This is a genomic window from Modestobacter sp. URMC 112, from assembly GCF_053502575.1.
On sequence record NZ_CP199957.1, the window covers coordinates 663,326 to 675,222 of the forward strand.

At 74.7% G+C, this 11,897-nt stretch carries 14 protein-coding genes; 7 read left to right on the forward strand and 7 right to left on the reverse strand.

The window, feature by feature from the left end; genetic code table 11:
* Nucleotides 1–12: 12 nt before the first annotated feature.
* The 5 genes from pstA to ACWIX6_RS03160 form a co-directional block, all read right to left on the reverse strand.
* Nucleotides 13–1,158, reverse strand: coding sequence for a phosphate ABC transporter permease PstA (gene pstA / locus ACWIX6_RS03140; protein ID WP_448615396.1), 1,146 nt, complete (start codon nt 1,156–1,158; stop codon nt 13–15).
* On the reverse strand, nt 1,158–2,099 hold the full coding sequence (pstC, locus tag ACWIX6_RS03145) for a phosphate ABC transporter permease subunit PstC (protein WP_448615397.1): 942 nt from the start codon (nt 2,097–2,099) through the stop codon (nt 1,158–1,160). The genes pstA and pstC overlap by 1 nt, the downstream gene beginning before the upstream one ends.
* Before the next feature lie 118 nt (nt 2,100–2,217).
* On the reverse strand, nt 2,218–3,336 hold the full coding sequence (gene pstS / locus ACWIX6_RS03150; RefSeq protein ID WP_448615398.1) for a phosphate ABC transporter substrate-binding protein PstS: 1,119 nt from the start codon (nt 3,334–3,336) through the stop codon (nt 2,218–2,220).
* A gap of 272 nt (nt 3,337–3,608) precedes the next feature.
* Nucleotides 3,609–4,571 carry a mycothiol synthase gene (gene mshD, locus ACWIX6_RS03155; RefSeq protein ID WP_448616971.1) on the reverse strand — a complete coding sequence of 321 codons (963 nt, stop codon included), beginning with the start codon at nt 4,569–4,571 and terminating at the stop codon, nt 3,609–3,611.
* Entirely contained in the window at nt 4,568–5,308 is a 741-nt protein-coding gene (locus ACWIX6_RS03160; protein ID WP_448615399.1) for a winged helix-turn-helix transcriptional regulator, read from the reverse strand. The genes mshD and ACWIX6_RS03160 overlap by 4 nt, the downstream gene beginning before the upstream one ends.
* A gap of 172 nt (nt 5,309–5,480) precedes the next feature.
* Between ACWIX6_RS03160 and ACWIX6_RS03165 the strand changes: the two genes are divergently transcribed.
* The 5 genes from ACWIX6_RS03165 to ACWIX6_RS03185 all read left to right on the forward strand — a co-directional run bounded on the left by ACWIX6_RS03165 (nt 5,481) and on the right by ACWIX6_RS03185 (nt 8,791).
* The gene (locus tag ACWIX6_RS03165) at nt 5,481–6,302 is read left to right on the forward strand and encodes a hypothetical protein (RefSeq protein WP_448615400.1); all 822 of its coding nucleotides are present in this window, start codon (nt 5,481–5,483) and stop codon (nt 6,300–6,302) included.
* A 9-nt stretch (nt 6,303–6,311) separates the two neighbouring features.
* Nucleotides 6,312–7,001 (forward strand): LmeA family phospholipid-binding protein, encoded by a 690-nt coding sequence (locus ACWIX6_RS03170; RefSeq protein WP_448615401.1) that lies wholly within the window; start codon nt 6,312–6,314, stop codon nt 6,999–7,001.
* 41 nt (nt 7,002–7,042) lie between these two features.
* Nucleotides 7,043–7,414 carry a thioredoxin family protein gene (locus ACWIX6_RS03175; RefSeq protein ID WP_448615402.1) on the forward strand — a complete coding sequence of 124 codons (372 nt, stop codon included), beginning with the start codon at nt 7,043–7,045 and terminating at the stop codon, nt 7,412–7,414.
* Between the two features lie 249 nt (nt 7,415–7,663).
* On the forward strand, nt 7,664–8,491 hold the full coding sequence (locus ACWIX6_RS03180) for a sulfurtransferase (RefSeq protein WP_448615403.1): 828 nt from the start codon (nt 7,664–7,666) through the stop codon (nt 8,489–8,491).
* 6 nt (nt 8,492–8,497) lie between these two features.
* A complete protein-coding gene (locus ACWIX6_RS03185) occupies nt 8,498–8,791 on the forward strand; it encodes a DUF1416 domain-containing protein (protein ID WP_448615404.1) in 294 nt (97 codons plus the stop codon).
* A gap of 56 nt (nt 8,792–8,847) precedes the next feature.
* Here the strand turns inward: ACWIX6_RS03185 and ACWIX6_RS03190 are convergent, their stop codons facing one another.
* Nucleotides 8,848–9,720: a S1 family peptidase gene (locus tag ACWIX6_RS03190; protein ID WP_448615405.1), complete on the reverse strand. Its 873-nt coding sequence runs from the start codon at nt 9,718–9,720 to the stop codon at nt 8,848–8,850.
* A gap of 42 nt (nt 9,721–9,762) precedes the next feature.
* Between ACWIX6_RS03190 and ACWIX6_RS03195 the strand changes: the two genes are divergently transcribed.
* A complete protein-coding gene (locus ACWIX6_RS03195) occupies nt 9,763–10,050 on the forward strand; it encodes a VOC family protein (protein ID WP_448615406.1) in 288 nt (95 codons plus the stop codon).
* A 46-nt stretch (nt 10,051–10,096) separates the two neighbouring features.
* Here the strand turns inward: ACWIX6_RS03195 and ACWIX6_RS03200 are convergent, their stop codons facing one another.
* A complete protein-coding gene (locus ACWIX6_RS03200) occupies nt 10,097–10,777 on the reverse strand; it encodes a TetR/AcrR family transcriptional regulator (RefSeq protein ID WP_448615407.1) in 681 nt (226 codons plus the stop codon).
* A gap of 127 nt (nt 10,778–10,904) precedes the next feature.
* On the opposite strand from ACWIX6_RS03200, the gene ACWIX6_RS03205 reads away from it, so the two are divergent.
* Entirely contained in the window at nt 10,905–11,849 is a 945-nt protein-coding gene (locus tag ACWIX6_RS03205; RefSeq protein ID WP_448615408.1) for an NAD-dependent epimerase/dehydratase family protein, read from the forward strand.
* Nucleotides 11,850–11,897 lie beyond the last annotated feature (48 nt).

An 11,897-nucleotide genomic window follows, 5' to 3' on the forward strand; every position in this document is an offset into this window, starting at 1 on the left:
CCGGTTGGTCGCTCAGCGACCGGTCTTGGGGGCGAAGAAGCGGCTGATCAGGCGGGCGACGACGTTGAGCGCCATGACCATCATGATCAGGATGAGAGCGGCGGTCCAGGCCCGGTCCACCGCGAACTCGGGCGGCACGCCGGGCTGGGTGAGCTGGTAGTAGGCGTAGACCGGCAGCGTGGCCATCCGCCCGTCGAAGGGGTCGAGGTTGGTGGCGTTGGTGATGCCGACCGTGATCAGCAGGGGGGCGGTCTCTCCGACCACCCGGGCGATGGCCAGGGTGATGCTCGTGGCCAGGCCGGCGACCGCGGTGGGGACGACGACCTTCACGATGGTCCGCCACTTGGGCACGCCCAAGGCGTAGCTGGCCTCCCGCAGCTCGTTGGGGACGAGCTTGAGGACCTCCTCGGCGGAGCGGACGACGACCGGGATCATCAGCACCGAGAGCGCGACCGCCCCGGCGATGCCCAGCCGGACACCGGGGCCGAGGAAGAGCGCGAACACGGCGTAGGCGAAGAGCCCGGCCACGATGGACGGGATGCCGGTCATCACGTCGACCAGGAAGGTGATGGCCCTCTTGAGCCGGCCGGTCCCGTACTCGACCAGGTAGATGGCGGTCAGCAGGCCGATGGGGACGGAGATGACCGCGGTCAACGCGGTGATCACCAGCGTGCCCAGGACGGCGTGGTAGGCGCCGCCGCCCTCGCCGACGACGCCCACCATGGAGTAGGTGAAGAACGTGCTGTCCAGCCGGCGCAGGCCGCGGTCCAGGACGGTGTAGACGAGCGAGAGCAGCGGCACCATCGCGATGGCGAAGGCCGCGGTGACGACGCAGGTCACCAGCCGGTCGACGGCCTTGCGCGCGCCCTCGACGGCCCGGGAGGCGACGTACACGGCCAGCGTCCCCAGGACGGTCCCGTAGACGACGGTGAGCGCGATACTGAAGCCGGTCAGCGACGACAGCCCGGCGCCCAGGGCGAGACCGGCGGCGACGAGGGCGGCCGGCGCCCAGCGGGGCAGCCGGCGGCGGCTGCGCAGCGGCGGCCGGCCGGCGCCCGGGGGCACGGGGCCGGGGGCGGGGGCGGCCGGAGCGGGGGCCGTGCCACCGGACGGGGAGGTGGCGGGGGTAGCGGCCGGGGCGCCCGTGGAGGTGCTCATCAGTTGGCTCCGGAGAAGTCGGCGCGCCGGTTGACCACCCAGCGGGCGAGCACGTTGACGCCCAGCGTGATCACGAACAGGGCCAGGCCGCTGGCGATCAGCGTGTTCACCGCGATGCCGGTGGACTCGGGGAACTGCAGGGCGATGTTGGCCGCGATCGTCGAGGGGTTGCTGCTGGAGATCAGGTTGAACGTGATGCCGCCGGAGACCGACAGCACCAGCGCGATGGCGAGGGTCTCGCCAAGGGCCCGGCCCAGACCGAGCATCGCGCCGCCGATGACCCCGGACTTGCCGTAGGGGATGACGGCCATCCGGATCATCTCCCAGCGCGTCGCGCCCAGGGCCAGCGCGGCCTCCTGGTGCAGGGCCGGGGCCTGGCTGAAGACCTCGCGCGCGATCGCCGACACGATGGGCAGGATCATCACCGCGAGCACCAGGCCGGCGGTGAGCATCGTGCGGCCGGTGGCCGACGCGGGTCCGGCGAAGAAGGGCAGGAACCCCAGGTTGCGCTCGGACCACTGGAAGAGCGGCACGAGCGCCGGCGCCAGGGTGTAGATGCCCCAGAACCCGTAGACGACGCTGGGGACGGCGGCCAGCAGGTCCACCACGTAGCCCAGCCCCGCGGCCAGCCGGCGGGGCGCGAAGTGGGTGATGAACAGCGCGATGGCCACGCCCAGCGGCGTCGCGACGACCAGGGCGATGACCGCGGCCAGCAGGGTGCCGAAGACCAGCGGGGCGATGTAGGCGGTGAGGCCCTCGCCGCCGGGCACGGCCCCGGGGTCCGCGGTCAGCGCCGGCCAGGACTCGGCGAGCAGGAACAGTGCGACCCCGGCCAGCACGACCAGGATGAAGACGCCCGCCGAGGTGGCGCTGGCGGCGAAGACCCGGTCGCCGGGGCGCCGCTTGGGCCGCGGTGGGCGGGGGGGTGCGGTGGTGGTCACCGGTCGCTCCGTCGGGCTCGTGTCAGTGGGTGCGGAAGGGACTTCGTTGCGTGACAGGCCGCGACGACCCGGGGCGTCCCGCAGGACACCCCGGGTCGTCGCACTGGTCCGACGTCGATCAGCCGGCGGCCGTGATGGCGTCGACCGCGCCCTGTGCCTGCTCGCGGAGCGTGTCGGAGATGGGCGCCGAACCCGCGGCGTCGGAGGCGGCCTGCTGGCCCTCCTCGCTGATGACGTAGCCCATGAACGCCTTCACCAGGTCGGCCTTCGCCTGGTCGTCGTACTCGACGCAGCCGACGTGGTAGCTGACCAGCACGATCGGGTACTCGCCGGTCCCCTGGGTCTCCCGGTTCACCTCGATGGCGAAGTCGTACTCGCCGCGGCCCTCGACGGCGGGGGAGTTCTCGACCACGGCCGCGGCGGCCTCGGGCGACGGGGCGACGAACTCCTCGCCGACCTGGACGCTCGCCACGCCGAGGTCGCCGGCCTGGCTCAGGTCCGCGTAGCCGATGGCGCCGGCCCCGGCGGTCACGGCGCTGATCACGCCGGACGTGCCGTTGGCGGCCTCGCCGCCGGGCAGGGGCCACTCGCCGTCCGGCTCGGAGGTCCAGACGTCGCCGGCCACCGCGGAGAGGTACTCGGTGAAGTTGTCGGTGGTGCCGGAGTCGTCAGCGCGGTGCACCGGGGTGATCGCCTGGTCCGGCAGCGTGGCCTCGGGGTTGTCCGCGGCGATGGCCGGGTCGTTCCAGGTGGTGATGGCCCCGGAGAAGATGCCGGCGATGGTGGCCGGTGCCAGGTTGAGCTCGTCGACGCCCTCGAGGTTGTAGACGACCGCGATCGGCGAGATGTAGTTCGGCAGCTCGAAGACGCCGGAGGCGCCGCACCGCTCCTCGGCGAGGGCGAGCTCCTCCTCGTCCAGCGCGGCGTCCGACCCGGCGAAGTCGGTGCCGCCGGCCAGGAACTGCTCGCGACCGCCGCCGGAGCCGACCGGGTCGTAGTTCACCGTCACGCCGGACTGCACGGCGGAGAAGCCGGCGGCCCAGCCCTGCATCGCCGCCTGCTGGCTGCTCGCCCCGGCACCGACGAGGGTGCCGCTCAACTGCTCGGCGCCACCGTTCGCGGCGCCGTCCCCGGACGCGGCCGCACTCTCGTTGGCCGCGCCGCACGCGGTGAGCGCGAGGGAACCGGCCAGCGCGGCGGAGACCGCCGCGGTGCGGGTCGTGGTGCTGAGCTTCAACTCGAGGCCTCTCGACTGGTCGCCCGGACGTCGATGCCGGGCTGTGGATTCGACGGACACCATCGTGAGCAGCCCAGGTGGACGGATCCGGGTGGCTGGGTGAACGGCGGATGAACGGATCCGGATCTCTCGGCCACGACGTGTGGGACAGAGCACGTCCGGCGGGTGAACCGCCGCGCGTCGGCTGGCGGGACAGCCCACGGACCCCTCGGCGGTCCGGCGGAGGGGCTGGCGCAGAGGGCGGCGCGGAGGGGCGTGAGGGTGCGGCCGGCTCAGCCGGCGGACCGCCAGGAGACGTCGACGGCGTGCCGGGTGAACCCGGTGCGCTCGTAGAGGGTCACCGCGGCGGTGTTCTCCTCCTCGACGTACAGCAGGACGTGCGAGAGGCCGGACCGGCGCAGGTGCGCCAGGCCGATGTCGGTGAGCGCGCGGCCCAGTCCCAGGCCCTGCGCGTCGGGGTCGATGCCGAGCACGTACACCTCGCCGATCGGCGCCTCGTCGGCGTCACCGGCCGGGTGCACCTTCGTCCAGTGCGAACCCAGCAGACGCGGGCCGGTCGGCTCGTCCCGCCAGGCGAGGAAGAACCCGGCCGGGTCGAACCACGGCTCGGCCTCGCGCAGCGCGAGGTCCTCGGGTGTCCACCGGCCCTGCTCGGGGTGGGAGGCGAAGGCGCGGGCGTTGACCTGCAGCCAGGCGGCCTCGTCCAGGCCGGGCCGGAACGGCCGGACGGTCACACCGTCGGGCAGGGGCGGTCGCGGGTCGGGGTCCACCCCGGACAGCGGCCGGCGCATCTGCAGCAGCACCCGGGCGCGGGTGTAGCCGCGGGCGGTGGCCAGCTCGGCCGACCCGTCGACCTCGCCGTGCGCCCACACCCGCAGCGGCCGGTCGCCGGCCAGCTCCTCGAGCCGGTCGAGCAGGGCCGACCCGACCCCGCGGCGGCGGGCCTGCGGCCGGACGACCAGCTCGGCCTCTGCCTCCGGCTCGCCGCCGGGCAGTTCGAGCCGGGCGTAGCCGACGAGCGCGCCGCCGGCGTCCCGGGCGGTCAGGTCGTGTCCTCCGGCGGGCCCGCCGTGCTGCAGCCGCAGCACGCCCTCCTCCGACACCGGCCGGACGCCGTCCTCGGCCGTGGCTGCGGCGAGCAGCGCGCAGACCTCGGCGACCTCGTTGGCCGGCAGGCGGGGGGCGTCCGCGACCGCCGGGACCCGGTGCCCGTCCTGCGCAGGGCCGCCGGTCAGGGGACGGCCGGCGACTGCGCGTCCGCCGCGGCCAGGCTCGCCGCGGCAGCCGCGTCCGCGACCTGCTGGTCGAGCTTGTAGCCGACGTTGCGCACGGTGCCGATCAGCGCCTCGTGCTCGGCGCCCAGCTTGGCCCGCAGCCGGCGGACGTGGACGTCGACGGTGCGGGTGCCGCCGAAGTAGTCGTAGCCCCAGATCTCCTGCAGCAGCTGCGCGCGGGAGAAGACCCGGCCGGGGTGCTGGGCCAGGTACTTGAGGAGCTCGAACTCCTTGTAGGTCAGGTCCAGCGGGCGGCCCCGCAGCTTCGCCGAGTAGCTGTGCTCGTCGATCACGAGCTCGCCGGCCTTGGTGACCCCGCCGTCGGTGCCGTCGGCCGGGGTGGCCGCGGCGAGCCGCCGGGCGGTGGCCCACTTCAGCCGGGCGTCCACCTCGGCCGGCCCGGCCGTGTCCAGCACCACGTCGTCGACACCCCAGTCGGCCGACAGCGCGACCAGGCCGCCCTCGGAGAGGACCGCCACGAGGGAGGCGGCGACACCGGTCGAGGCCAGCAGACCGCACAGGGTGCGGGCGGAGACCAGGTCGTGCCGGGCGTCGACGAGGACGACGTCCCCCGAGTCCCCGTCGAGCAGGCTGGACAGCTCCGGCGCCACGACGCGCACCTGGTGGGCGAGCAGGCCGAGCGCCGGGAGCACCTCCGTGGTCGCCTGGCGCGCCGAGGTCATGAGCACGAGTCGCATGTCGTCTCCTCACGAGGCCGTCGACGGCGCTGTCGAGGTGAGAGTGCAGGATAGCCGACGTGCCGCAGTGCTCCCCGGAACCGGCGGGGGACCGGCCGGCCGAGCGGATCGGCCGGGAGCCGGTCGGCGCGGTCGCCGGGGACCGGGCCCCCGGCTCTGCGAGCATCGGGCCGTGACCACCGCCGTGCTGGAGAGCGAGCTGTCCCCGCGGGCGCACCACCTGCCCGCCGCGGCCGCGGTCGTCGCGGCGACGGTGCTGCTGGCCGGGCTGCCCGTGGTGTGGGGGAGTGCCGGCCTGGTCGTCGCCGTGGTCGCCGTCCAGCTGGCGCTGGTCGCGGCGTGGGTGGTCGCCGTGGGGATCCGCGGCTTCACCGGCTCGCTGGTCCTGGGCGCCGCCGCCACGGCGGGGACCGACCTCGCGCTGCTGCTGCCCGAGCGGGCCCGCCTCGACCCGCTGGTCGTCGTCCTCGGGCTCACCTTCCTGGCCGCCGTGCTGCACCAGATGGTCCGCCCGGCACCGCGCCGCTACCTGGTCGCCTCCCTGGCCGGTGTCGTCCTGCTGGTCTGCGCCGTCTGTTCCCTGGGGGTGTTCCTGACCGTGGGCCGGCTCGCCGACGGGCCGCGGCTGGTGAGCACCGCGGTGCTGGTCGTGGGTGGCGCGCTGCTGGTCGGACACCTCGTCGACCTGGTCCTGCCGCGCCCGCAGATCGCCCCGGGGGTGCCCCGGGGGCTGGTCGGCCTGGTGCTGGCCGTGCTCGCCGGCGCGGGGGTCGCGGTGCTGCGGGAGGGCGCGACCGCGCTGTCGGACGTGCTGGGCGCGGTCACCGCGGGGACGGTCCTGGGGTCCGTGGCGGCGCTGACCGGCCTCGGGGCGTCCTACGTGGTGGCCGAGCGGCCGCGGCGCCGCTGGGCGCTCCCCGTCGTCCAGGCGGTGCTGCCGCTGGCGGCCGCGGCGCCCGCGGCCTACGCCCTCGCGCTCTACGCCGGAAGCTGACGGCCGACGATGAAGGTGCTGATCGTGCTGGTGGTGCTGCTGCTGGGCGCCGCGGTGGTGGCCGACCGGGTCGGCGAGGGGGTCGCCGAGGACCGGGTGGCCGAGCAGGTCGCCGCGCGCGGCGGGCTGGCCGGCACGCCGGCGGTGAACATCACCGGCTTCCCCTTCCTCACCCAGGCGCTGGCCGGCCGGTACTCCGACGTGCGGGTGTCGCTCACCGCCGAGCAGCTGGGGCAGCCGGCCGGCACCCGCGCCGACGTGTCCCTGCACGGCGTGCGGCTGCCGCTGTCCGACGCGCTGTCCGGCTCGATCAGCGAGGTCCCGGTGGAGCGCATCGACGGCACGGCGACGCTGTCCTACGCCGTCCTCGCCGACGCCCTGGGGGGCGGGACCACGATCACGCCGGCGGACGGCGGGGTGGTCGTGGCCCGCACCGTCGAGCTGCTGGGCATCGAGGTCCCGCTGTCGGCGACCGGCACGGTCGCGCTGGAGGGAAACGACCTGGTGGTGGACGTCGAGGGCGGCGAGGCCGCCGGGGTGGACGTCCCCGACGTGGTGCTGGACCGCGCGGCGGAGCGGCTCGACATCCGGTACGCGGTGCCGGCGCTGCCCTTCGGCCTGCAGCTGACCGGGGTCGAGGCGGAGCCGGACGGCGTCCACCTGCGGGTCGAGGCGACCGACACGGTGCTGCGGGGCTGACCGACCGGAATGCCTCCAGCGGGTCGTCCGTTCCCCGGGAGGTGAGCCTGCCGACCGACGACCCGCGGACCCGTGCGGTCCTCGCGGAGCTGGGCGTGCGTCCCGGGGAGGCCGACCTCACCGTGGTCCAGTTCTCGACGGCCTTCTGCGGTCCCTGCCGGGCGACCCGGGCCCGGCTGCAGCAGCTGGTGACCACCCGACCGGGGCTGGCGTACGTGCACGTGGACGCGGAAAGCCACCTGGACGCGGTGCGCGCGCTGGACGTGCGGCGCACGCCGACGCTGCTGCACGTCGACGCCGGGGGCACCGTCGTCGGACGGGTGGACGGCGCGCCGCCGCTGGCCGAGCTGGCGGCCGTGGTGGACGCCCGGCTGGCTGCCGGGGCCGGCGGCCGGACGGCGGCCCCCCGGTGATCGGCTACCCTCGCGCCGTGGGCACCCTGCTGACCTCGCGCCGCACAGTCGACCTGTGCCGCGTCGGCAGCTGCCTCTGTCCGACCTCCTGAGGGACGGCCACCCGTCCCGAGACGTGCTGTCGCGCCGTCCCGAGGTCCCTCCCCGTCGTCCCCCGGTGGACGCGGCGACCGTGCGGTCGACGGCCTGCCCGAACCGAGCACCACCCTTCCCGCACATCCCCGGACAACTGATGGAGGAACACCAGACATGAGCCGTAGCGACGTGCTCGTCACCGCCGACTGGGCCCAGGAGCACCTCGGCGACCCCGGTCTCGTCTTCGTCGAGGTCGACGAGGACACCAGCGCCTACGACGGCGGCCACCTCGAGGGTGCCGTCAAGCTGGACTGGAAGAAGGACCTGCAGGACCCGCTGCGCCGCGACTTCGTCGGCCGCGAGGCGTTCGAGCAGCTGCTGTCCTCGCGCGGCATCGGCAACGACGACACCGTGGTCCTCTACGGCGGCAACAACAACTGGTTCGCCGCCTACGCCTACTGGTACTTCAAGCTCTACGGCCACCGCGACGTCAAGCTCGTCGACGGCGGCCGCAAGAAGTGGGAGCTCGACGGCCGCCCGCTGTCCAAGGACCCGGTGGAGCGCCCGGCCACGGAGTACAAGGCCAGCGAGCCCGACCTGTCGATCCGCGCCTTCCGTGACGAGGTCGTGGCCTCCATCGGCAACAAGAACCTCATCGACGTGCGCTCGCCCGACGAGTTCTCCGGCAAGATCCTCGCCCCGGCGCACCTGCCGCAGGAGATGGCGCAGAAGGGCGGCCACGTCCCCACCGCCAAGAACATCCCCTGGAGCAAGGCGGCCAACGAGGACGGGACCTTCAAGTCCGACGAGCAGCTCGCTGCGCTCTACGACGAGCAGGGCTACGACGACAGCAAGGCCACCATCGCCTACTGCCGGATCGGTGAGCGGTCGAGCCACACCTGGTTCGTCCTGCACGAGCTGCTGGGCAAGCCCGACGTCAAGAACTACGACGGCAGCTGGGTCGAGTACGGCTCGCTCGTCGGCGTCCCGATCGAGAAGTGAGCTGACATGTGCGGAGCACCGAAGCAGGGCGGCACCCTCGCCGGCATCGACCTGAGCACGCAGACGGTCATCCAGGGCTCGGTGTGGCACGACGGCGCACCGGTGGCGGGGGCCTACGTCCGGCTGCTGGACGGCACCGGCGAGTTCACCGCCGAGGTGGTGACCAGCCCGGAGGGCGAGTTCCGGTTCTTCGCCGCGCCCGGTGACTGGACGCTGCGCTCGCTGGCCCCGGTCGGCCGGGCCGAGCGCACCGTGGCCGCCGACGTCGGCCTGAACGAGACGACGCTGGCGATCGCCTGATCCACGGACGGGCCCGTCCCCCCGGGGGGACGGGCCCGTCGCGTTCCCCCGACCGGTCAGGCGGCGGCAGCCGTGGCGGGGACGACGCCGAACGTGGCCAGCCACTCCTGGACGACCGCGATGTCGACGCGCTGCAGCCCGTCGACGTACCGGCAGTTGGCGGTGTAGCCGTAGCTGGTCACGGTGACGACCAGGCCGTCCTTCAACGTGGGACCGCCGGAGTCGCCGAAGCAGCTCCCGCCGCCGCCGCGGGTGTCGTGCTCGTTGCCGTTGACCTGCAGGATCTGCGGCGTGAGCTTCTGCCCGACCACGTCGGTGTACCGGCGCACGATCGGGTAGCTCATCGGGGTCGGCTTCTGCGGGCCCGCCTCGGGCTTGCGCACCTCGGTGCCGTAGCCGACCACGGTGAACGTGGTCGAGTTCAGCCGCGGCTGGGCGAACTGATCCAGGTGGCCGACCGGCGCGATCCCCGCCGGCTCGATGCCCTCGACGGGCCGGTCCAGCACGACGACCCCGACGTCGTTCCAGTTGTCCAGGTCGGTGAAGTCGGAGTAGTCGGGGTGGGTGTACGCCGTCCCGGCGTACCAGCCGGGGACCTCGGCGGTGTAGCCCGCGGCCGGGTCGGTCGCGCGGGGGAGGCTGCGGCCCTCATCGGCGTCGCGGGCCACGTCCCAGTCGAACGTGACGAGCGTCTTCCCGTCCGTGCCGTCCGTGCAGTGCGCGGCGGTCAGGACGACGGTCGGGCTGACCAGCGTCCCGGAGCACCGGTAGCGGCCCTCGTCGGAGTAGAAGAACAGCAGGCCGACGTTCGAGTACTCGTTCCCGGTGTCCTCGGTGCCGCCGGTGATGGCGCCCGCGGTGCCGGGGACGAGCACGCCTGCGGTCAGCAGAGCGGTCAGACCGACGAGCACCGTGCGGAGTCTGCGCATGGGAGACCCTTCGTGTAGTGAGTGCGGTGTCACGCACAGTAGGTGCAGGGTCCGGGACGCGCACCTCCGATCCACGCCGTCGGGTCCTGTCGCGGCCTGCTCCCGTCGGTGTGGTTTCAGCAGATGGACGCCCCGCGGGTGCAGCGCAACCGGCTGCACGTCGACGTCACGGTCGCCCACGACGAGGCCGAGCCGCGCGTCCGCGCGGCCCTGGCGGCCGGCGGGCGGCTGCTCGACGACTCCGCGGCGCGGGCGTTCTGGGTGCTCGCCGACGCCGAGGGCAACGAGGTGTGCGTCTGCACGTGGCAGGACCGCGACGCCGGCAGCTGACGACCGGTCCCGACGCGCCGGCCGGGCGCGGCAGGACGGCGGCCGGCTACAGCCCGAGCAGGCCGGCCAGGTCGCGCACGGCGTCGTCGAAGAACGCGTCGGCGTCGGCCACCGAGCCGGCGAAGTGGCCGAACACCTCGAAGCTCACCAACCCGAAGAGCCCGCTCCAGGCCAGCAGACCCCGCGCCCGGACCCGGTCGTCCAGCGCCGGGTGGTCCCCGCCCAGCACCCCGGCGACCTCCGGTGTCACCGTCCCGGTCGGCGTGCCGTCCGCGACGGGCAGCCGGCCCGACCGGGCGGCGTCCCCGAGCACCCGGCCGAGCACCGCACCGACCCGGGTGGCCGGCGGGACCGTGTCCTGGGGCGCCCGGTAGCCGGGCACCGGGGAGCCGTAGAGCAACCCGTACTCCGCCGGGTGGGCCAGCGCCCAGGCCCGTACCGACCGGCACACCGCCAGCCACCGGTCCGCCGGGGGAGCGGCCGGGTCGTCGGCCGACTCCGCCGCTGCCCCCAGCGCGTCGTAGCCGTCGATGATCAGCCGGGTGAGCAGCTCGTCCCGGCTGGGGAAGTAGCGGTAGAGCGCCGAGGAGGCCATGCCCAGCTCCCGGGCGACGGCCCGCAGCGACAACCCGGCCGCGCCGACCGTGGCCAGCTGGGCCCGGGCCAGCTCGGTGATCTCCGCGGTCAGGGCGACGCGGGCGCGCTCGCGGGCGGTGGTCGGCGGCACCCGGGCAGCATGCCAGGAGCGGAGCACCGTCCGCATCTGAGAGCACTGCTCTTGACACTCGTCCGGGTCGCTGGGAGTGTCGTCGGTGGCCGAGAGCACCGCTCTCGCTGAGTGCCGGGAGGCGGACGTGGCACGACACGTGGTGGTGGGCAAGGGCCCGGTCGGGACGGCGACGGCGCGGCTGCTGGCCGAGCAGGGCCACGAGGTGGCGGTGCTGTCCCGCAGCGGCGGGCCGAGCACGGACGAGGTGCGCCACGCTGCCGTGGACGCCGCCGACGCCGCGGCACTGACCTCCGCCATCGGTCGGGCCGACGTCGTCTACAACGCGGTCAACCCCGCGTACACCCGCTGGGCGCTTGACTGGCCGCCGATGGCGGCCGCCCTGCTCGCCGCGGCCGAGCGGGCCGGCGCCGTTCTGGTCACCATGGGCAACCTCTACGGCTACGGCCGTCCGTCGGGCCCGATGACGCCGGAGACCCCGCTCGCCGCCACCGACACCAAGGGCCGGGTGCGGGCGCGGATGTGGGCCGACGCGCTCGCCGCGCACCGGGCCGGCCGGGTGCGGGTGACCGAGGCGCGGGCCTCGGACTTCGTCGGCCCGGGCGTCCCGCCGGCCCAGTCGCACCTGGTGCGGCAGCTGGACACCCTGCGCCGCGGTCGTCGCGCCTGGGTGGTCGGGGACCCGGACGTGCCCCGCAGCTGGAGCTCCCTGCCCGACGTCGCCGCCACCCTCGTCGTCCTCGGCACCGACGAGCGCGCCTGGGGCCGGGCCTGGCACGTGCCCAGCTCCCCGCCGCTGAGCCAGCGCCAGGCGCTCGCCGACCTGGCCCGGGCGATGGGCCGCCCCCCGGTGCCGGTGAGCGGGGTCCCGTGGCCGCTGTTGCGCGCCGCGGGCCTGGTGGTCCCCCTCGCCCGGGAGCTCGTCGACGTCGCCCACCAATGGGACCAGCCGTACCTGCTGGACGCCTCCGCGACGACGACGACCTTCGGGCTGGCGGCCACGCCCTGGGACGACGTCGTCCGGTCGACCGTGGGCGCACCGGTCCCGGGGGCACCGCCCGCCGGGCGCTGAGGGCGCGGATACCGTGGCGGCATGGGTCTGCTGTCCGCCTGGTTCCTG